Here is a 21,930-nt window from a genome sequence, read left to right as displayed (position 1 = left end):
TATTAAAGACTTATACAAGGATATGAGAATTTATCTAACCCTATCCCACAACGATTTTAACATCTTGCTTTTTTAATTCAAAACCTTTCTTCCAAGAAAAGAATACGAATATGGAAGCAATAATTAATAATCCACTGAGTATGATAAAGCAATAAATAATTTGACCAGTTGATACCATTCCTGTAAAGATAGCGAGTAGTACAATTCTGAAGAATAGTCCTAGTGACCGAAATAGACTATCAATTCTTCCAATTATTTCATTCGGGATTTGGTCCATTAAGAAAGAATTTCTGGCAACTCTTGCTCCACTATTTCCTATGGCAATAAAGAACATAAGTGATAAGTAAAAGGGGATATTGACCCATACAATTAAAGAGATTGCAATAGTGTAAGTAATCATGCAGTATATGATCGTTTTTTCGTCCCCAAATTTCCTAGCAATAATCGGCACGATAATCCCCGCCATGATTGCTCCCATTCCATAAATCATACTTTGAGTGCCATATAAACTACCCGAAGATTTTAGCACATCTGATAAATATACAGGAAATAAGTAATTCGTGATCATTACTCCAATAAATGGCATGATAGAAAAAAATACAAAAATGAACATGGATGGTCGTTTTAACATATACATTAAACCTTCTGTACCTTTTGACTTGGAGATTTTACTAACTTTACGAAGACTAATTTGAGTATACGGCAATTTTAAGTAAAAGTAGATTGCGGCTCCATAGGTTAGTGCATCTAGTAGCAATATATATTGTAAATCCCAAATGGATAATAAAATACTTGCTAAGCCTCCAGCAATTACGCTAGAAAGCTGTCCTTGAACTTCCATGGTTCCGTTTAATGATCTGTACTGATCTTTGTTAAAAATTTCTTGATTTAAAGCGAACATAGTAGGATAAAAAATGGTGTAATACAAACTCCCTATCATGTAAATGAACATATAATGCCAAACTTCATAGTGTAACCCCATAAAACCAATGATTGAAAAAAATAACAACAATACAAAACAAATGATTTCACTCACCAACAGTAATTTTTTTCGTGACATTTTATCAATTAAATTACCGATAAATGGTGTAACGATGAAACTAATAATGGTCATGCATATAGTGACATAACCAAAGACTGCATTTCCATTTGTACTTGTTACGAGCATCCATGGTATTGCAATCATAGTTATCCCAGATCCAATAGAGGAAGAAATATTTGCAAAAATAATTAGTCGGAAACTGGAATCGTTATATAAACTTTTCATTGTAGTACACCCCTTATATTGTGAAGCAACTTAAGTCTTGAAATTACTTCATAAATATTCTTACTATTTTTACTATAATAGAAAATTCCTATTATGAATTCAGTCATAGGTCTTGATAAGATCTCATTCAAATTACCGAAATTATTCATATATTAAAAACATTTTGTAGCTAAATAGGTGTAACTTAAGAAAAGCACAAGCTTCCTTTAAGTGCATCTTGTCTTCACCATTTCGCGAGTGCTTTGGACTAAACTTCGGCTACACAGTTACCATGGAAGTGTAAGAGTAGCTAGAAGTGCCCTAGCGAGATGAAAAGCATTACTTATAAACACCTAGCAAATCTATGTACGCCTAAACAGTCGTTATTAGCACCTAAAGTAAGCCCAGCAACTCAATTTCATATAGTTTATCTTTTAAAAAATACACCTAGCGCGAGTAGTTCCTCTCTAGATGTCTCTATATACAAAAAGATTCAATGGTCATAAATATGGCCATTGAATCTTTTTTCATTAACATATTATAGATTAAATTTATTAACAGTATCGCGTAATTGTTCAGCCATCCCAGCTAAGTTATTAGAAGAAGCCGTAATCTCTTCAATACTAGCTGCTTGTTCCTCAGAAGCCGCTGCGACGTTTTGGATATTACCGGATGATTGAACAGAAATAACACTCACTTGTTCCATCGAACTCGCAATATTACTTACACCTTTGTTCATATTTTTAATTGCATAGTTGACGTCATTCATTTGTTCCGTCAATTCAGTTACTGCGATAGAAATTTCTTTAAATGCATTCCCTGCTTCATCGAACGTAGTAGCACTATCTTTGACATTCTCATAACTTATTGCCATCGATTTAACCGCATGTGAAGATTCAGCTTTTATTGTTTCAATACGTGTGCTTATTTTATTGGCTGCTACTCTTGATTGATCGGCCAATTTTCGCACTTCTTCTGCAACAACTGCAAATCCTTTTCCATGTTCACCTGCACGAGCGGCTTCAATAGAGGCGTTTAATGCTAGAAGGTTTGTTTGATCGGTTATTTCAGTAATTAGCGAAACGATTTCTCCAATTTCTTGTGTATATTCACTTAATCGTTTAACTACTTCTGAAGTCTCTTGGATGGTTTCCGATGTTGTATCCATTTTTTGTACAGCACTCTGAATTGTCTGATTCCCTTTTTCCGCTATTTCAGACGCACTTAATGCTTTGGCAGATACACTACTGGCATCTGATGCTACTTGATTCATTTCTGTAGAAATAGCTGTAATATTACTTTCCACTTCTTCTATTGCCAATGTCTGTTTATCTGATCCAACCGCTACTTCTTGCATCGAAGTCGTAATTTGTTGAATGGACGCACTAGTTTGTTCGGATCCCGCTGATAATTCCACCGAAGTTGCTGCAACCATCTCTGCATTTTTTCCAATATGCGTAATTAATGAACGCAGATCATCTGTCATATTGTGAATCCCAAGCGATAACTGAGCAATCTCATCTGTTCCTTTAATATCTAAACGTTCCACCGCTAGATTTCCTTTCGCGACTTCGTCTACAAAACCTTTAATCGCTTTAATCGGATTAGTAATTTTTTTACTTACTATATAACCAATGAGAGCGCCTAATGCAACAAAAATGAATGTTATGCCAATACAAAGCCAGAGCATTGTTGATTGTAATTTCAAGATAAAAGAGGCATCCATATCTAGACCAAAAATAATATCTGTTCCATTAAACGGTACAAAAATAGATTTATGAATCCCATACTCATCTGTATAAATATCACTAATCTCTACACTATTTTGATCAATTGCATCGTTCATTTTCGGATCAAAAGCGTAATCTGCACCGTGAGAATCCGTATCACTTAAAGCAACAATATGTTCTTTTCCATTAGAACGAGAAAGGACATACACATTTTCAACATTATGCTTTGCTTTCGCATCATTTACTTTATTTAACAATGAATTGTATTCTTCATTATTATCCTTATCTGCCCCAACAACTAAATCGGAATCCAGATCATCCATCACATCATTAGACACCAACTTTAATGTAGTTTCAAATTGTTCAATCACATAGTTGTTAATAATCATTCTAGATGAACTGAATAAAATGACACTAAAAATAACAGAGAATATGGCGATTGGAATAATAAAGACTAAAATATTTTTATATAACATCGAACTTTTCATTTTAGTAAACAGTTTCAAGGTGTAAAGCCTCCAATGTATCAATTGATTGTTGCAGAGAATCAATCATCGCAGGAATATGCTCTACTTCTGTATATGGCGAAATAGAAAAGAATTTTGCTGCTGCAACAGGCACTAGTTCGTCAGAATCAGAAACCGCTACCGTGCAAACGCGCGTTGTATCCCCAAAAAATACGTCATCACGATGTTTGCCTAATACTTCAAATAGGGATGCATTTAAAGCATTGATCTCTTGAACTTGTGCAAGCATATAACTGCCAGACTGCTCTCCTTGCCAATTCAAACCTTTCGAGTAATATCGATATGCTGTAACTGGTCCGATATTCGGTTCATTTACCACCTGTAAAGAAGGGATTCTTATTGCTAATTGCTCACGGAAAACCAAATTAACACGTACATAATTTGCTAGTAATTGTTGATATCCTGCCTTACCGAACGCCAACAATGCCGCATAAATAGCTATGGAACTACCCATACGTGAACATTCTAATGTATATCCTGTATGATACGATCCGTAACCTCGATTACCTACATATGGCGTATCAAAATCTTCTAGATCTAATAATCCTAAATATTTCCCTTCCTTCACTAAAAACAAACTCGTTAAGTAAGGCGTTTGTCCAAGTTTTTGGAAATCAAAACATAAGCTATCTGCCAATGAAATATACTGCATGCGTTCACGTATATTTTGCAAACTTACAAGAACATCTCGCTCAAAGTGCAGTGGGTTATTCGCAAAATCATAATCATTGAAGAAAGCATAAAAACCGCCTAAAGCAGAATCTGCGTGAATATGGATAGGTTTTAAATTGTATTTTTCTTCGAATGTTGTTGCCATTTCTTTAATTGCTTTGACATCATCAATGGCGAAGTTATCTGTTGCACCAGTAGTAGCAACTATATACACTGGAATGCCGCCTTTCTCGATTACTTCCGTTAAGCGCATTTTCAAATCTTCCATATCCATAGAGTGATCTGCACCTGCTTTAACACGCACTAGATGATTGCTTCCAATCCCAACAGCCTCAACAGACTTCAATAAACTATAATGCGCATTTTCAGATGCAAAGCAATATAAGTTATTTGGAACACCTTCTTCTTTAGCATGTGGGAATTGTTTTGCTATCGCCATACGCAAGCCGCTGAACACCGCCCCTTGGCCACCCCAAGTTGTATATCCAAAGCTTTCCGTAAAGTCATATCCGACTAACTTGGACATCATGGATATCACTTTCACTTCACTTTCAGCAGCTGCTGGACCATATACATCCCATAAGTTATTACCATTCAATAAAGAATTGGTAAGTTGACCTAGGACACCTGGAATACTTGCCATTGGTAAAACATTTGTTACGAAGTTTCTTGTATGATACGGATGACCCTTCATCAAGTCAGTCAATTCTCCCACAACTTGATTCATTCCTCTGCCTTCCTCAGGCACTTCGAAATCTTCCATAATCTCTTTATAAAAGTTTGCTGAACGCTCTTGAATTGGTCCGAGCATCGTTTTGTTTGGATCCTTTAAACTATCCATTGAAGTTAATATTTTTTCTACAAACCCCAATAGTTGTTCTCTTTGCGTTATATTGCCGTCTTCGCTTTGAAAAAGCTGTTGTATGTTTTTCATTTGATCACCTTTCGTAGTGCATATTTACTTTTAATATTTCTTAATAATAGTTCTTAGTACTTAATACCATTATAAACATCCTTTCCTATAAAAACTATAAGATTTATTAAAAAAATGAGTATTTATGTATACTTTCCGTCAAATTATTATCATTAATTTTAGAATAGTTTTAATATTTAGAACGAATGGTGTATTCGAAAATTTATAAAGCATCTTGAATACCATATCTATGTTTCTAAAAAAAAACAGGTATCTGTCATTCGACAAGGATACCTGCTTTTCTTAATGCTTCTTCTGCATTTTTTATTTGTATTTCACTGTCTGCTAGTATGGTATGAAGGTGGATGCCGCCTGCCGTTAAATTCAATAAGAAAACCGCTTTTTCTTCACCAACTTTTTTGATAAATTCTTTCACTTCATTTCGATTTGACACCATGATGGATGCACTAAGGTCGCCGTATACGGGATGTTCAATTTTAACGTCTTTAACAGTAACCCCGTTATCGACAAGAATGTTCAGTTCTTCTTCTGTCTTCTCAGGAGTGTGCCGACAAACGATAGTCTTTTTAATTTTTCCGGGGATCACTTGTGCATGCATATATACGTAACCTTGGCTTGTAGCGATAATCGGTGCATTTCTAGCTTTCAGTAGTGTAATATCCCCTACGATAACTTGACGACTTACATTAGTCATTTCTCCAAGTTCTCTTCCGGTAATTGGTTTACTCGAAGCAAGCAATGTATGGATAATAAATTCTCGACGTTCTTCTCCCAAAATCTTTTCATTTTCATTCATCATATAGCCTCCTTGCACTGTCATTTTTTCACAATTGGTGCATGGATTTTCCGTGCAATCTGAACGAGTGCATTCGCTAATGCATCGATGCTTTCCAAGGTAGTTCCATTGCCAAAAGAAATTCGTATAAATTCCTTTGCATTTTGCAAGTCAACTTGTAACGCTATCATTACTTTCGATGCATGCTGTTGTCCAACTTTGCACGCACTGCCAGTTGAAATAGCAAATCCGTGTCGATTCAATTCTAGCATAATCAGTTGCCCTTCTACGTTTTTTATCCCTAGTCCAATGATTTGTGGAAGTTGTTGATCTATATTGTTCGACTGATAGATTGTAAATAGTTCTGGGTATTCCCCAATCTTTTTTAGAAATGCATCTCTGTAATCACTGTATGTTCCATTATTATTTTGCATTTCTTCCGTTAGTTGCGCTGCTGTAACAAATGCTGCAATACCAGGGACATTGACAGTCCCTCCTCTAAATCCAGATTCGTGGACAAGTCCAGGGAAAACTGGGACAAGTCGATGACGTGGATTGATGTACGCAGCCCCAACCCCTTTTGGACCATAGACCTTATGGCTCGAAACTGTTAAACTATCAACGATTTTTGCAATAGGCTTCAAATCTATTTTCCCAAACGATTGCACACAATCACTATGAAAAAGAATAGAGCGTTCTTTTAAGATTGCAGCAATTCTTTCAAGCGGTTGAATCGTGCCAATTTCCGGGTTTATATGTTGCACACTGACGAGAATTGTATCACTTGTTAACGCTTCTTCCAATAAGTGAAGATTGACAAATCCATCTTTCGTAAATGGGATTGCGGTCACTGTAAATCCATCCTCTTTTAAATAGTCGAGTGCCGAATCAACGGAAGGGTGTTCACCTAACGTTGTAATAATATGATTTCCTCTATGTTTATTCGCTTTAGCAAGCGAAATGATAGACAGTAGATTGCTCTCTGTACCACCCGAAGTAAAATACACCCCAGCAGATTCCACACCAAGCATACCAGCAAGTTCCTCACGGCAAAAAGTGAGTATATTTTGTGCTTTTCCGCCCACTTCATGTAGACTGCTCGTATTTCCATAACATGCTTGAGAAAGTTTTACGTACACATTTGAAGCTTCCGGATGTAATGGTGTTGTTGCTGCATAGTCGAAATAATGCAATTATAACTCCTCCAAGTAAAAGTATAAATTCATCTTGCCATAGTTTACGTTATGTGTAAAGATAGGTGTAAAGACACTCGTTAAATTTAGGGGGATTAGAGTGAAAACGTACAATTGCATCATTGTCGGAAGCGGAATTGCTGCCATGCAGCTTGCTAATCACCTAAGTGACCAGTCTCGCGTGCTTGTTATTACAAAGTCTACGAGACGGGCGAATAATTCATACAGGGCACAAGGCGGTATTGCAGCTGCAATCGGAAATGAAGATGCACCGTTTTTTCATTATGAAGACACGATTAAGGCAGGGTGTGACTTCCAAAACGAAAAAGAGGTCCGTGAACTCGTCGAAAATGCTCCTGCACTCATAGAACAGTTGAAAAACGCTGGACTTCCATTTGATAAAGATAAAATCGGTCAATTGGCTTTAGGAATGGAAGGTGCTCATAGTCGAAAACGAATTGTTCACTGCGGCGGTGACGCCACTGGAAAACATATGATGGAACATCTCATCGCTTCGATCAGACCGACGATTGATGTGATGGAAAACTGTTTTGTATACGAGCTCATAATTCAACCCGATTCAAAAAAATGTATTGGTATTAAAGCGAAAGATGCAGATGGCAATAACGAAGTGTATTTTAGTGACAATGTCGTTCTAGCTGTCGGTGGAATAGGTGGATTATTTTCTTTCACATCAAACGATTCTTCTGTTGCAGGAGATGGAGTGGCATTGGCATATCGAGCAGGTGCAGAAATTATAGATATGGAATTTATCCAATTCCATCCAACTCTTCTCTATATAAACGGGAAAACAACAGGATTGATTTCCGAAGCTGTAAGGGGTGAAGAGGCCCGATTGATAGATCAATCAGGGATGGCCTTGATGAAGGGGAAGCATTCACTTGAAGATTTGGCGCCACGCCATATTGTCGCGAAGGAAATATTTCATCAACGAGCGGCAGGAAATGATGTCTATTTGGACATCTCGATGATTGCCAAATTCGAAGAAAAGTTTCCGACAATTACAGCGTTATGCAACAAGAATGGGATTTCAATAGAAAGCGGGAAAATTCCGGTAGCTCCCGGCTGCCATTTTCTTATGGGAGGAATCGCTGTCGATTCGGTTGGTCAAACCTCCATTGATGGCCTGTACGCAATTGGTGAAACAGCGGCAACTGGCGTTCACGGGGCCAATAGACTTGCCAGCAATTCCTTGTTGGAAGGCCTTTATTATGGGAAGAAATTGGCGATTCATTTGAATAAGCAGATAGTGAAAATTGAAATGGATGTTACTTCTTTTCATCCAATGAAAACATCGTCTCTAAACACACCATTATTCCCACATAAAAAGGAAATACAAGAAAAGATGATGGCTTTCGCGGGAATTATTCGAACGCGTTCAGAACTTGAGGTACTCGAAACCTGGCTAAGCGAATATGATCATCCGAGTTTCATTGTTAATTCGTTGGATGAATGGAGTATCGAAAACATTCAAAAACTATTCATGCTTCAAACTGCAAAGCTTGTCGTAAATGCAGCATTGCTTAGAGAAGAAAGCCGTGGTGCACATAACCGGGAAGACTTTTCTGTGGAGAATAAACGATGGGGGCAATTACATATTGTCCAGTCAAAAAACGGAACTGAAATGAGGGAACGACAACGTGAACACACTGAAATTGAAATCTATGCTTGAACAATTTTATATAGAAGATATCGGAGACACTGACCTCTCCAGTGATTTTTTATTCCCAGAAGAAGTGACCGGTGAATTGAGTATCGTCGCGAAAATGGATGGCATTTTTTGTGGTAAGAAAGTGATTGAGGAAGGATTGAGAGTTGTTGATGATTCGTCAAACGTAATCTGTCATGTAGAAGATGGCGAGCAGATTGGAAAAGGGACCGTAATTGCTACGGCGAAAGGTCCTGTGTGTAGCTTGTTAAAAAGCGAACGTGTCATATTGAACTTGATCCAACGAATGAGTGCCATTGCGACCGAGACACATAGAGTCGTGGAAAAAGTCAAAGGAACGGGAACGAAAGTGTGTGACACTCGAAAAACGATGCCAGGCTTACGCATGCTCGATAAATACGCTGTCCGTACGGGTGGCGGATTCAATCATCGCAACGGATTGTATGATGCAGTTATGTTGAAGGATAATCATCTTGCTTTTGCAGGTTCCATTACAAAAGCAGTCGAAACGGTAAGAGCTACAATTGGCCACACCGTCAAAATAGAAGTGGAAATAGAGACGTTTGAACAACTGCAAGAAGCGATTGAAGCGAAAGCGGATATTATTATGTTCGACAATTGCACACCAGAAACAATTAAAGAATGGAAACAATTTGTTCCAGAAACAATTATTACGGAAGCGTCCGGGATGATCACGAACGATACAATTCGCGATTATGCGGAGGCGGGTGTTGAATACATTTCATTAGGGTACCTAACACACTCTGTAAAAGCGCTGGACATTAGTGCGAATGTGACAATCAGTACAAATTAATGGAGGGATCGACTTGTCTATCTTAGACTATTTCGAAGAGAAAATGAGCGGTACATTACCTGAATCGTACCGGAATTTATCGCGCAAGCAAATGGAAACACGTATTATGGAGATTAAACAGCAACTTGGCGAAAAACTTTTTATCCCAGGGCACCATTACCAAAAAGATGAAGTAATTCAGTTTGCAGATGCATCTGGCGATTCCTTGCAACTAGCCCAAATTTGCGCATCCAATGAAAAAGCGGAGCATATCGTTTTTTGTGGCGTCCATTTTATGGCTGAAACGGCGGATATTTTGACGACGGATCGGCAGAAAGTGTATTTACCCGATATGCGCGCAGGTTGTTCAATGGCCGATATGGCGAACATCTTCCAGACAGACCGCGCATGGGCTGCACTTGCGGAAATGTTTGGAGACACAATTGTACCACTCACATACGTCAATTCAACTGCCGCCATTAAAGCCTTTGTCGGTAAAAATGGTGGTGCGACCGTGACTTCATCCAATGCTCATTCGATGGTGAAATGGGCATTCACACAAAAGGAACGCATCCTGTTCTTACCAGACCAACACTTAGGTAGAAACACCGCATATGATATTGGCATTCCTCTTGAGCAAATGGCTATTTGGGATCCGATACACGATAAGCTCGTCTTTGAAGGAGCAATCGAAGACGTAAAAGTAATCTTGTGGAAAGGGCATTGCTCTGTTCATGAAAACTTCACCGTCAAAAATATAGCCTATGTTCGTGAAAATTATCCCGATATGCGCATTATCGTTCATCCCGAATGCTCACGAGAAGTCGTTGCATTGTCGGACGATAGCGGCTCTACAAAATACATCATTGATGCAATCGAAAACGCAGCACCAGACAGTAAATGGGCAATTGGAACGGAAATGAATCTCGTCAACCGTCTTATCCAACACCACCCAGACAAACAGATTATTTCGTTGAATCCAAGCATGTGCCCGTGTTTGACCATGAACCGCATCGACCTTCCTCATCTGCTTTGGAGCTTGGAAAGCATTGTAAGCGAAGAAGAAGTGAATGTGATAAAAGTCGACGAGGAAACTGCAAAAGATGCCATAAAAGCACTAGAGCGAATGTTGGAAAGAGCGTAAAAATGTGAAGGAGACACCAAGTCTGAAAAGACGTGTGTCTCCTTTTTTAATCTAGAAATGGGGATTTCGTTGTTATACAACACCTCCATGCGACTAGTATCTCTTTGCAAAATTAACAATATGCAAACAAATAATATTTCAAATTGATATTTTGAAAACCGATCACCAAAAATTGTATTTATATGCGTGCAGGTTGTTCAATGGCAGACATAGCGATCGTACGTGGGATCCCCTTATATAAAACTAATTCTTTTTAGTAAAATAATTTATATAGCCATCTGATAGTTGGTCGGTTGATCCATACACTTTTTCAATTGCTTTAGTTGTTCTTTCTGAAAGTATTTGAAGTTTATGTTCAGATCTACTGTCAATATATGGTTCGTTCATTAATTCTTTTACCATAGTCATAAATTTATCAAAGCCCTGAGTTTTGATTAAGTAATCGGTAAGCAAAAAACCTAAGCCATAAATTCCAAACGTGTTGTTGTAATCCAATTTGTTCAAGTCATCTATTGATAAAAAGACCAAATCCCTATTTGATAGTAACTTCTGCTCCCTATACGGTAAATTATTTAAGTTAATTACAGGTTTACCATCTGCATCTTTTTCTACTACATGTTCTAGTAAGGTTGCGAAACCCTCTTGAATGTATAGTGATACGTTATCGTTGGAGAAATCAGAAAGCATATTATGACCTAACTCATGTGCAAGGGTACTGTAGGATGCAGACGGTTCAATCATGAGTTTAAGCGACTCACCTGTCTCATTCCAACCAGTTAATCCAATCCAAGGTATAGTGGCAGATACTTGTTCCCTAGAATCATAAAGTTTTATCGTTACATCCTTTGGATCCCAACCAAATTCATTATTATATAGATGAACAATATCACTCGCCTCTCTTAACACAGTCAAAGCTTGCTCTTCCATGTCTGAAACATATAACACAGCAATATTCCCTTCAGATATTTTCTTGAAAGGTACATCATCAATTACCCACTTGTTCTTTAATTTAACAATTGAGTATATCACTTTATTTTGAGTTCCCTTGTCTTGATATTTCATGTTTACAATTAATTCTATAATCCCTTTATCTGAAGACATTAGATTTACTTCTCCAATGTTCACGGAAAAAGTATAGCCTTGTTGCTTTTTAAAAACAGCTTCTTCTATCCATCTCTTTTGCTCTTTATAAAACAAGGAATTTTCACTGTTTTGAAATTCTAGAAATCCTTCTTCATTATTATTGTTTACAGCTTCAAGCATTGGGACAAATTGAGATTTTACTAATTCACTTTCATCGTTCATTATTTCTTGTTTTTCAACAGTTTTGGGTTCATCTATTGTTTCGAAACTTTCTTCTTCTATTTTGACTGGATCTGGAGCGCATCCATAAAGAATAATTACAAGGAAACCTATAAATTGTATATATTTCTTCAAAATAATACCCCCAGTTTCTTTTGGTCTGAGCACAACCTCTAATTGTAAATTAATCCCCCTCCTAGAATAATTACCTATATTAAATATAGCATAATATTCATAATTAGCAGTTATTTTAAAGGATTTTAGATTTAGGAGAAAACATACGTCTTTTATAAGTTTTCTTTTTACCTTTTATAATATCCTTCTATTTATTTTATTGTTCAACAAAGCAATATCCCTTATTAGGATTGGTTTGATTTTACTGAATTGAGTAAAACAAAAAAAACACCTAGTGTGAATTAAAATCTCACTAAGTGTTCTCTTATTTTACAAATAAAACCCTTTTTCCTCATATGTTACGTACCAAACATCTTTTTTTTGTATTATACCTGTTCCGATCCAACCCTCTACAAGTAGTTGCTGCTGTTTTTCAGTATCGTCCATATTGATTTCCAAAACTTTGGTACTGGCTTTACGATCTTCATGGAGCTTTTTATAAAATACGTAACGTAGCATTTCACCGTATTTCTTTTTCAGTGCACCAATAACCATACCTTGGCTTAGTTTGTCTTTTAAACTTGCAATATTAAACGGGGCAACCGTTGAACATACATGTGTATACGGTGAAGCATCTAGAAGCTCCATTACGATAGTTCCAAGTTTTTTTTGCAAGCCAAACCCACGATAATTAGGATGAACATTTGTAATTTCTTGATAGACTACTTTGTCTAATTGCTCCGTCCCAAGTCCGATATCGTATCCTAGATGATATTCGTCTATTTCAGGAAGTGCCAATGCGCGGAATGCGATTAACTGATCTTCTACAAATACACCAACCATTAAGTGACGTGCTATAGAATGTTCATATTCTTCCTTTGTTAATGGAGATAAAAAATTATTGTTTGCAATTGTCTTCAAAACAACTTCTTGAATGCGTAAAATATTTTCTATACTATCTATTGTCAGCTCTCGGATAACATACTCTTTTTCGCCAAGATACCCTTTCCATTCTTTCATCCAAACACCTCTTACTTTGTTACTTTCGTAGAAAACTCTGTTAGCTCTTGTAAAATGACTTCATCTATATCGACACCTAGACCAGCCCGTTCATTTAGTTTAATAAAAGGCACATCATAGTGTAAATTTCCAACGTCTTTTGAGAACTTGAGCGGGCCCGTTAACTCTACACTAGTGAATGATTTTTTAGAAAATGCAACGTGGAAACCAGCTGCAGAACCAATAGAAGACTCAACCATAGATCCAATTTGACATTCGATTCCAGCCATTTCCGCCATATGCGCAAGCTTCATTGCTGGATAAATGCCACCGCATTTCATCAATTTGATATTTACCTTATGGGCCGCTTGTTTTTCGATTAATTCGCGCATATCTCGAATACCTCTTAAACCTTCGTCCATCATAAGGGGAGTGCTTGTTTTCGCTTTTACTTCCACCATTCCGTTAAAATCATCTGCAACTACCGGCTGCTCCAACCAATCAAGTCCAGCATGTTCTAACTGATGCATTGCCGTAATTGTATTCGCACTGTTTTTCCAACCTTGATTGACATCAACACGAATCGCAATATCATCTCCTACTTTTGCACGTACTGCTTGAACTCGTTTTACATCCGCCTGTACTTCAGTTCCAACTTTCATTTTAAACGATGAATAGCCTTCTTTCATACGAGTTGCTGCCTCTTCCGCCATCTTCTCAGGTGTTCCGATACTTAATACATGTGTAATTGGAAACTTTTCGTGGTAACGTCCACCAAGTAATTGATAGACCGGTACACCCAATTTTTTTCCCACTACATCGTAACAAGCAATATCGATTGCAGCTTTGGCTGCTGGTGCTTGATATACCGATTTATCCATCATTTCATGTAACCGCTCAAATTCCATTGGATTTTTTCCGATTAACAAAGGAGCCAATGTGTTTTGCAATAATGCATATGTACTTTCCCACGTTTCTCCCGTTACATGCTCATCTGCAACAGCTTCCCCGTATCCTACTAGACCATCCTCTGTTGTTAGCTTTACAATAATAGAAGGCATATCTTCGTAAGTGTGATAACTAATAATAAATGGCTCAACTAATGGTAGTCTTATAGCATATATTTCTATTTCTTTAATCTTCATTTTATATTCCAACTTTCTTTACAAATTTTTAATCCTCAGTTATAGTTGTCGTTAAATAGTCGTTAAAAAACCAAAAAAAGAGGTGCAAGGATGATTACACGCATTGCTGTCTTAGGTTCCAGCAAGTTTATCGAACATTTAAGACAATTTGAACATGAACTAATTTCTATCCGTTTGGACTATTATATCTATAATACACCCATGGAAGCAATGTATATAGTGTCCAAAATTAATCCCTGCGATGCTGTGTTTTTTTCTGGCTCCCTTCCATATATTTACGCTAAGGAAGCTAGAGAGAAATTACCTGTTCCTTCTCATTATTTAAGGCAAGATGAAACTGCTATTAGTACTACACTTTTATCCATTTGCTTTTCTGAGTCTATACCTATCCAACAGATATCTATCGACTTAATCGAACCAAGAAGTGTTCATAGTGTTTTGGAGGATATAGCTCAAATGGAACAACAACCATATATGATGCAAATTGATTCTGGTTTTAATTTGCAGGAAGTCGTTTCTTTCCATTCCAAATTACAAAAAAATGGTGAATCCTCTCTAGCAATTACTAGTATTCATGCAGTTTATCAAGAATTAAAAGAAAAAAATATTTCTGTTATTCGAATGATTGACCCTAAAAGCTCTATATTGAAGGGAATTGAAGAGACTAAATCTATGGCCCTACTTGCCAAAAGCCAATCCGCTAAAATAGCTGTTGGCTATATACAATTAAACGACAATCAATCAATGTCAGAAGACCTGTTAATGAAAATTTCAGGATCTATACAAGCAACTGCAGTTTCAGCAGAAGAGAATTTATATGTGCTATATTCTACACAAGGCGACATCCAGGAAGCATTGAAAAGCAATACATTAGAAACGTGGTTTGAACTCGCTACTTCACCACTATATATAGCATTTGGATTTGGTAAAACAGTTATAGAGGCAACGCAAAATGCTCGTGATGCACTACCCTACGCAACGGAGAATACAGCTTACCTAATAACCGACCAAAAGGAATTGTTAGGGCCTTATCCAAACAATCAAAAACAAGTAAATCTAAAGACAAGTGAACCAAAGCTCGCACTGTTAGCGAAAGATACAACTCTAAGTCCTGCGAATTTATCGAAAGTGATGCAGTTTAGTCGTTCTCATAAATCGACTGAATTTACAGCCTCTGATTTAGAAATCTATTTACAAGTAAGTAGACGTACAACGGAACGAATCTTAAAAAAACTAGTTGATCATGGGTATGCTCGCATTGTCGGTGAAGAAATGACCTACCAACAAGGGCGCCCCCGCGCGATTTACGAACTAAATTTCCCAACTTACTTGTAAATAAGAAAAGCGCAAGCACCTATGTCTGCCCCGACAGGCAAATGGGGATAGAGTTAGGTCTGCAAAGTTCGCCACATCCTGTGGCAAAACAGACATGACCCGCATCGTGCGGGTCCAGGAGGCAGCTCTCCAGTCACCGCAACTTTTTCCCATTTGACCCCGAGGGGCAAGGCGCTGAAGTCTGGACAGTTACTAAATAAAATAGCATATACTTTCTAATTTTTTTATAGAATCCTCGCTAAATCTGGATACTATCGGGCATTTGACCTTCATATAAATAGCTCCAACTTTAAATTGGTCTCGATTTTTCCAATTTGGTTGCGAATTCAATGGTTTTGGTCTCGATGTGCTATTTAATGTAATATATTCACTGTCTTTTGCCTTTTTTAAATTTTAAAAAGCTGTCCTCCAAGTCGTTTTACTGATGACTTTTGGGACAGCTACTTTTTGATTAAGCTTCTATTGCTTTTCTATTTTGTATTTCTACGATTTCTGCTGCTGATAGTTTTTGGATCGTGAAGCCAGTTAATGCATATATAACAGAAATAATTGGTACAACGAGGTTTAACACTGCATATGGTGCATATTCGAATGTGCCTACACCAAGAGTACCAAGTATAAATACCCCACATGTGTTCCAAGGGACAAAGACAGAAGTAAGTGTTCCACCATCTTCTAACGCTCTTGATAGATTTTTAGATTTAAGACCCATTTTTGTATAGGCTGTTGCGAACATACGCGCAGGTACTACAATAGAGATATATTGTTCTGAACAAGATGCATTTGTCGCAAAACAAGCGATAAGCGTAGATACGATTAGTGAACCCGCTGTTTTTGCAGCTTTTAAAATTTGATTCATAATGGATTGAAGCATACCCGAATACTCTAAAATACCGCCAAATGTCATCGCGACAAGTGTCATTGATACGGTATACATCATCGAATCTAATCCACCACGATTAAATAAATCGTCAACCATTGCGTTTCCAGTATCGATTACAAAACCACTTTGAAGCGCTCCGATAGCTTCTGACAAGCTCCCGCCTTGAACAAATACTTGCGCTAAAGACCCAAGAATAATACCTACTACTAATGCTGGTATAGCAGGAACTTTCGTAGCTACAAGTACAATTACAGCAACTGGTATTAATAATAACCATGGTGAGATGACAAAACTTTTTTCTAACATGAAGATTGTTTGCTGAATACTCTCTTGATCAATATTACTATTTCTATATTGTAATCCTAAGATTCCATATACCGTAAGGGCAATTAAGAGTCCTGGGATCGTTGTATAAAACATATGACGAATATGTACAAATAAATCTGTGTCCGTTAAACCTGCTGCTAAATTCGTTGTATCCGATAAAGGCGACATCTTGTCCCCAAAATATGCACCTGAGATAACTGCTCCCGCTATAATTGGTGCTGGTATACCCATGCTTAGTCCGATACCCATTCCCGCTACACCGATTGTTCCCATTGTAGACCATGAACTACCAATAGCTAACGAAACAACTCCACAAATAATACAAATCGTCACTAAGAATAGTGCTGGAGTAATTATTTTAAGTCCGTAATATATCATCGTAGCAACTACTCCGCCACCAATCCAAGCTCCTATTGTCAGACCTACTAATATAATAATTACTACTGCTGGTAATGCTAGTTTAATCCCCTTATACATCATTTCTTCAATGTCATTCCACTTAAACCCATGCTTCCAAGCAACTAACGCTGCAACGGATGTACCAATTATTAATGGAATATGTGGTCCTTGTTTCAAAATTACTACTGTAACAATCATGCAAGCTATCATGACAAATAAAGGAATCAGTGCCCATATTAAAGACATTTCCTTCTTGGCTGTCACTTTATCTTTTTCATCCATATCATTTCCCCCTTTGTAACTATTAAGGTAATTCTAAATTGACGTTTAATAGTCGCTAATAAGGTTATGATAAAGCCAAAATGATTGCTCGTCAATCCTTTTCCGCAATATTTGAAAGCGTTTTCGCTATAACTTTGGCACCGATTAATAGCGAATCGTGATTAAACGTCATATTCGGATGATGCAGCCCAGGTGCAAGATCGGATCCAATTCCAATCATTGCAGCTTTAACTTCTGGATGTCTAATCGTATAGAAATGGAAATCATCACTGCCAGATGTAATCACTTCTTCAGCAAGATTTTCAATACCAACAATTTCAATAATGGCTTCCCTTGCAATTGCAGATGCCTCTATTGAAACCTCTGCACCAGGTGTTACATCTTGCCATTCCCAATCTATTTCAATATCAAATTGTTGAGTTAATGAATGTAAATCCTTCTCTATTTGGTCTTTCATTTGAAACAAGATGTCATTTTTGGCTGCACGTGCATCAATTGAGAAGGATGCAGTACCTGGAATGATATTTGCATTTTCTCCACCAGCTTGTATCTTCGTCAATTTTGCAGAATACGCTTCGAATGGAGAGAAATACAAGTTTTTCAACGCCTGATGAATTGCTACCGCTACATCAATTGCATTTTTGCCTTGATGTGGACGTGCCCCATGCGCATCAATTCCTTTTATTTGACCTTCTAAAAACATCGCCGCTCCGTGATGGATTGCAGGAGATACTTTTCCGAAAGGAAGCTCTTCGATTGGTCGTAAATGTACACCGAAAAGATGGGTTACATCTTCAATTGCTCCTCTATCAATCATCGAATTCGCTCCGTTACCTTTTTCTTCAGCGGGCTGGAATATAAAGCGGATACGTTTGTTCAGTTTTTCGTTTTTGATTAATAATAAAGCTCCTAATACCATCGAAATATTGGCATCATGTCCGCATGAGTGATTGGCACGAAATTCGCCATCGACTTCTTGCCAAAGAGCATCTATATCTGCACGAACAGCAATGACTTCTTTTCCCCCACCGATTTCTGCTAATAGACCTGTTACATCGTCAAATCGACGATACGGTACTTGAAGTTCGTCCAATATTTCAGCAAGTTTGTCTGTTGTTTCGTATTCTTTCCAGCTTATTTCTGGGTTTTCATGAAAGTGAGTAAACCATTGTAATATTTGCGATTCTACCTGCAATTCACTTACACTCCTTTTTCTATAATTATCCTATAATTTCACAAACCCTACCTACTTGTCCATCCGTTAAACGAACTTTGATGCCATGTGGATGAAAGGACGAATTCGTTAATAAGTCCTTCACAGTGCCTCTTGTTTTGTTACCTGTTCGTTGGTCTTTTTTCAATATGATATATACTTCTAGTCCTGGTTTAACATCTTTTCTATTTTGTCCATTCATATAAATTCACCTCTTTTTGTATCGTACCATTTTCATGCTATACATACACCATTATGCAAAATGTCGTATGTAATAGCATATTATTTGCATTAAGTTATGGGACGGTTTAATCGTTAATGAGATTCTGATTGCCTCAAAACGGAGCGTTAAGAAAATACTGATGAAAAAGGCCATACCAATATTGAAAGCCATCCAGTAAAGAAACTTAGTCTACTTGAGGCTTAGCTCCTAGGCAAAAAAAATTATTTCACATCTTTTTATCAGCAGTTACGTACGATGAATTTTCATTTGGTCACTCCCTACAAAACCTTACGGGATATTATTATTATTATTCAAGGTTTCGAAATCTTTCCTTCGCCATTTGAATAAAAGCAAGAGCAGCAGGAGTTAATTGAGCATTTTTTTGATAACTAATAACGATATGACTTTTAAACTCTAGGCTCTTCAAAGGATATAAATTAGCATCAACTTTTAAAGCTACACTTTCAATAACACTTTGTGGAACTAATGTAATGGCTACTCCATTATTTGCTAAGCGGAAGGCATTTTCAGCATTTAGCGTTTCCAAAACAATTCTTGGACGAATATTGTAAAAGGCAAACACTTTATCAGTAAATCTACGCAGCCCTAAGCCCGGCTTTACTAGAATAAACTTTTCACCATCTAAGAGAGTTAAATCCAACTCTTCACCTTCTAATAGATTTTTTTTATACAACGAATGATTTGATGGTATGACAATGTAATTATATTCTTCATATAGGTGTTCATATAGTATCTCTGGATTTGTAATGGGAAGTGAATTCACACAAACGTCTATTTTATTTTGTAACAACAATGACTCCAATGTTGCAGCAGACTCTTCGACTAATTCAATTTCAATTCCTACATATCGCTTCATAAAGTAAGGTAAAAACTTGTATAAAGTATACGTTGCTAAAATAGGACTAACCCCAATCTTCAATCTCCCTTTTTTCATATTAGAAATTCCTTGTAATTCAATAAGCATTTTTTGAATGATTTTTTCAGCATCATCCATGTAATAAAGGTATCTCTCCCCTGCATATGTTAGCGACATCGGGCTAGCCTGTCGATTGAGTACTTCCACGCCTAACTCTTCTTCCAATGTTTTTATAAATTTACTTAAGTATGGCTGAGAAATAAACAGTGCTTTAGCGGCTTGAGAAATACTACCATACTCAGCTACTGCCTTTAAATAATCTGTGCGTATATCCTTCAAGATCAACGACCTCCCTTAGCCATTTTTTACTTTATATCCATTGCATCCCACTAAAACAGTAGCGTTTTCAACGCATAACTAATTGGTTATAACAGCAATAGGAAAAAAGGTATTTTAAAAAATGTATTTTTTGTGACATAATCATCAACGTGATGGACAGTAATTTCTCACTATGCTGTTTTGAATCTTTAATCTATGACAGGCAATTGCTTAATACAACTTACGAAGCAATATACAAGAAATGTACAATGCTTACTTACTATTGAATACACTTATGAGCGATCAACATTTTAATCCATAGATTTCTTCAGAGCATAAATATGTACACAGAAAGAAATTACTTTAATTCAATTTTATCAGATAAGGAGGAAGAAAAATGGGCGCAGCAACACAAGATCAAAAAAAATCAACAAAAAGTAATTTATTAAAATATTTACTAATATTTATACCAGCGATTATCGTTTACTTAATACCAACAACAGAATCTTATACAGAAGATATGAAAATTTTCTTCGTTATTACTTTAATTGCAATAGTTCTGTGGGCACTAGAGGTTATTAACTTAATCGTTGTTGCCTTGGCACTTCCAGTCGCATTCATATTAAGTGGAATTGCAACCCCTGGGGACGTATATGCTCCATGGGCACAAGATCTTCCATACTTAGTACTTGGAGCTTTAATTCTTTCAGCAGTACTTGATGAGTCGGGTCTTATGAAAAGGCTTGCTTATTGGTTTATTTTACGAGGGGGTGGTTCATATGGTGGAATCATTTTCGCACTTTCTACATCTGGTTTCATCATCGCGTTCCTAGTCCCCGGTTCTTTAGCCCGTATAGCACTCTTCGCAAGTATGGCATTTGGGATTATCAAGGCTGTCGGGTTTGAAAAGCATTCTAAAGGTGCGGTAGGATTACTTTTTGGCGCCTACAATGCCGCTGTTACAGCATCCTTTATTAGCTTAACGGGAGCCGAGCCAATGCTCGTTTTCAATAGTCAATTAGTAAGTATGGGACAAGAAGGTGTATCGTTTTTAGGATACATTTTACACAATGGCCCAATCACAATTATCTGGACCTACATTATGGCATTCGTTATTACAAAAATATTCAAACCTGAAAAATCGATTGAGGGTAAAGAATATTTTAAAGAACAGTACAAAGCATTAGGTCGTTTTTCGTTCCAAGAAAAAAAGGTTTCAGTTATCTTAGTTTTGCTCGTAGCTCTACTCGCTACAAGTTCTTTACACGGTATTGCACTTGGTTGGATTTTCATCGGTATGACCTTCCTTTGCTTCCTTCCAGGCGTAAATTTAGCAGATGATAATACGATGAAGAAAACGAATTTCGGTATGATCTTCTTTATCACTGCAACAATGGCAATTGGACAAGTTGCTAAAGTAGTAGGCGCTGGAGAATTTATCGCTGATTCAATAACTCCATTCATGTCACTTGGAGGGGAATATTACACAGTTATTGCAACATGGTTTTTATCTGTCGGCCTGAACTTTGTTCTTACGCCTTTTGCTGCATCAGCGACAATGGCAATTCCTTTAGCTGAACTCGCTGGTTCCTTAGGAATGAGTCCACTTCCTTTAGCGTATTCATTCGTTCACGGCTTATATCAGTTACTGTTACCGTATGAATCTACATTGCCACTATTATTATTTAGTTACATGTTTATGACGTACAAACAGTTTTTCAAATACTTTTCAATTCAAATGGTATTAAATTTACTTTTCTTGGCTTTAATCGCAATTCCATATTGGTATTTAATCGGATTAATGTAATA

At 37.0% G+C, this 21,930-nt stretch carries 17 protein-coding genes; 5 read left to right on the top strand and 12 right to left on the bottom strand.

Features of this window, described 5'->3' with window-relative positions:
* Positions 1-40 precede the first annotated feature (40 nt).
* From PB01_RS00870 to PB01_RS00850, 5 genes are all read right to left on the bottom strand, one after another.
* Positions 41-1,267 (bottom strand): MFS transporter, encoded by a 1,227-nt coding sequence (locus tag PB01_RS00870; RefSeq protein ID WP_151698429.1) that lies wholly within the window; start codon positions 1,265-1,267, stop codon positions 41-43.
* Positions 1,268-1,784: 517 nt separating this feature from the next.
* Positions 1,785-3,482, bottom strand: coding sequence for a methyl-accepting chemotaxis protein (locus tag PB01_RS00865; protein WP_151698428.1), 1,698 nt, complete (start codon positions 3,480-3,482; stop codon positions 1,785-1,787).
* Positions 3,466-5,109 (bottom strand): pyridoxal phosphate-dependent decarboxylase family protein, encoded by a 1,644-nt coding sequence (locus tag PB01_RS00860; RefSeq protein WP_151698427.1) that lies wholly within the window; start codon positions 5,107-5,109, stop codon positions 3,466-3,468. Before PB01_RS00860 ends, PB01_RS00865 begins: the two co-directional genes overlap by 17 nt.
* 256 nt (positions 5,110-5,365) lie before the next feature.
* Positions 5,366-5,905: a transcription repressor NadR gene (locus PB01_RS00855; RefSeq protein WP_151698426.1), complete on the bottom strand. Its 540-nt coding sequence runs from the start codon at positions 5,903-5,905 to the stop codon at positions 5,366-5,368.
* Positions 5,906-5,925: 20 nt separating this feature from the next.
* The gene (locus PB01_RS00850; RefSeq protein ID WP_151698425.1) at positions 5,926-7,077 is read right to left on the bottom strand and encodes an IscS subfamily cysteine desulfurase; all 1,152 of its coding nucleotides are present in this window, start codon (positions 7,075-7,077) and stop codon (positions 5,926-5,928) included.
* 100 nt (positions 7,078-7,177) lie between these two features.
* On the opposite strand from PB01_RS00850, the gene nadB reads away from it, so the two are divergent.
* Genes nadB through nadA form a run of 3 tightly spaced genes read left to right on the top strand, consistent with a single transcriptional unit; the run spans position 7,178 to position 10,704 of the window.
* Positions 7,178-8,770 carry an L-aspartate oxidase gene (gene nadB, locus PB01_RS00845; RefSeq protein ID WP_151698424.1) on the top strand — a complete coding sequence of 531 codons (1,593 nt, stop codon included), beginning with the start codon at positions 7,178-7,180 and terminating at the stop codon, positions 8,768-8,770.
* Positions 8,739-9,581 (top strand): carboxylating nicotinate-nucleotide diphosphorylase, encoded by an 843-nt coding sequence (nadC, locus tag PB01_RS00840; RefSeq protein WP_151698423.1) that lies wholly within the window; start codon positions 8,739-8,741, stop codon positions 9,579-9,581. Before nadB ends, nadC begins: the two co-directional genes overlap by 32 nt.
* A gap of 13 nt (positions 9,582-9,594) precedes the next feature.
* The gene (gene nadA, locus PB01_RS00835) at positions 9,595-10,704 is read left to right on the top strand and encodes a quinolinate synthase NadA (RefSeq protein ID WP_151698422.1); all 1,110 of its coding nucleotides are present in this window, start codon (positions 9,595-9,597) and stop codon (positions 10,702-10,704) included.
* 243 nt (positions 10,705-10,947) lie between these two features.
* Here the strand turns inward: nadA and PB01_RS00830 are convergent, their stop codons facing one another.
* The 3 genes from PB01_RS00830 to PB01_RS00820 form a co-directional block, all read right to left on the bottom strand.
* Positions 10,948-12,141 (bottom strand): hypothetical protein, encoded by a 1,194-nt coding sequence (locus tag PB01_RS00830; RefSeq protein WP_151698421.1) that lies wholly within the window; start codon positions 12,139-12,141, stop codon positions 10,948-10,950.
* A 309-nt stretch (positions 12,142-12,450) separates the two neighbouring features.
* Positions 12,451-13,140: a GNAT family N-acetyltransferase gene (locus PB01_RS00825; protein ID WP_151698420.1), complete on the bottom strand. Its 690-nt coding sequence runs from the start codon at positions 13,138-13,140 to the stop codon at positions 12,451-12,453.
* A gap of 11 nt (positions 13,141-13,151) precedes the next feature.
* On the bottom strand, positions 13,152-14,264 hold the full coding sequence (locus PB01_RS00820; RefSeq protein WP_151698419.1) for a mandelate racemase/muconate lactonizing enzyme family protein: 1,113 nt from the start codon (positions 14,262-14,264) through the stop codon (positions 13,152-13,154).
* A 90-nt stretch (positions 14,265-14,354) separates the two neighbouring features.
* Here PB01_RS00820 and PB01_RS00815 point away from each other — a divergent pair, with 90 nt between their 5' ends.
* The gene (locus PB01_RS00815) at positions 14,355-15,599 is read left to right on the top strand and encodes a transcriptional regulator (RefSeq protein WP_151698418.1); all 1,245 of its coding nucleotides are present in this window, start codon (positions 14,355-14,357) and stop codon (positions 15,597-15,599) included.
* Positions 15,600-16,050: 451 nt separating this feature from the next.
* On the opposite strand, the gene nhaC is transcribed toward PB01_RS00815, so the two are convergent.
* The 4 genes from nhaC to PB01_RS00795 all read right to left on the bottom strand — a co-directional run bounded on the left by nhaC (position 16,051) and on the right by PB01_RS00795 (position 20,142).
* Positions 16,051-17,490, bottom strand: a complete 1,440-nt coding sequence (nhaC, locus tag PB01_RS00810; protein WP_404815099.1) for a Na+/H+ antiporter NhaC — start codon at positions 17,488-17,490, stop codon at positions 16,051-16,053.
* Between the two features lie 91 nt (positions 17,491-17,581).
* Positions 17,582-18,685, bottom strand: a complete 1,104-nt coding sequence (locus PB01_RS00805) for an amidohydrolase (RefSeq protein WP_151698417.1) — start codon at positions 18,683-18,685, stop codon at positions 17,582-17,584.
* A gap of 25 nt (positions 18,686-18,710) precedes the next feature.
* Entirely contained in the window at positions 18,711-18,905 is a 195-nt protein-coding gene (locus tag PB01_RS00800) for a YwbE family protein (RefSeq protein WP_151698416.1), read from the bottom strand.
* 328 nt (positions 18,906-19,233) lie between these two features.
* The gene (locus PB01_RS00795; protein WP_225986126.1) at positions 19,234-20,142 is read right to left on the bottom strand and encodes a LysR family transcriptional regulator; all 909 of its coding nucleotides are present in this window, start codon (positions 20,140-20,142) and stop codon (positions 19,234-19,236) included.
* A 376-nt stretch (positions 20,143-20,518) separates the two neighbouring features.
* Between PB01_RS00795 and PB01_RS00790 the strand changes: the two genes are divergently transcribed.
* Entirely contained in the window at positions 20,519-21,928 is a 1,410-nt protein-coding gene (locus tag PB01_RS00790) for an SLC13 family permease (RefSeq protein ID WP_151698415.1), read from the top strand.
* The last annotated feature ends 2 nt before the right edge of the window (positions 21,929-21,930 follow it).

Origin of the sequence: Psychrobacillus glaciei, from assembly GCF_008973485.1 — a bacterium.
Taxonomy (GTDB): Bacteria; Bacillota; Bacilli; order Bacillales_A; family Planococcaceae; genus Psychrobacillus; species Psychrobacillus glaciei.
The sequence above is the reverse complement of the archived record's forward strand: the minus strand, read 5'-3'. Positions and strand labels throughout refer to the sequence as shown.

What these genes read in the sequence shown, in the direction of transcription:
- PB01_RS00870 (WP_151698429.1), bottom strand. Translation starts at nt 1,267, where the DNA reads ATGAAAAGTTTATATAACGATTCCAGTTTCCGACTAATTATTTTTGCA.
- PB01_RS00860 (WP_151698427.1), bottom strand. Translation starts at nt 5,109, where the DNA reads ATGAAAAACATACAACAGCTTTTTCAAAGCGAAGACGGCAATATAACG.
- PB01_RS00855 (WP_151698426.1), bottom strand. Translation starts at nt 5,905, where the DNA reads ATGAATGAAAATGAAAAGATTTTGGGAGAAGAACGTCGAGAATTTATT.
- PB01_RS00825 (WP_151698420.1), bottom strand. Translation starts at nt 13,140, where the DNA reads ATGAAAGAATGGAAAGGGTATCTTGGCGAAAAAGAGTATGTTATCCGA.
- PB01_RS00820 (WP_151698419.1), bottom strand. Translation starts at nt 14,264, where the DNA reads ATGAAGATTAAAGAAATAGAAATATATGCTATAAGACTACCATTAGTT.
- PB01_RS00815 (WP_151698418.1), top strand. Translation starts at nt 14,355, where the DNA reads ATGATTACACGCATTGCTGTCTTAGGTTCCAGCAAGTTTATCGAACAT.
- nhaC (WP_404815099.1), bottom strand. Translation starts at nt 17,490, where the DNA reads ATGGATGAAAAAGATAAAGTGACAGCCAAGAAGGAAATGTCTTTAATA.
- PB01_RS00800 (WP_151698416.1), bottom strand. Translation starts at nt 18,905, where the DNA reads ATGAATGGACAAAATAGAAAAGATGTTAAACCAGGACTAGAAGTATAT.
- PB01_RS00790 (WP_151698415.1), top strand. Translation starts at nt 20,519, where the DNA reads ATGGGCGCAGCAACACAAGATCAAAAAAAATCAACAAAAAGTAATTTA.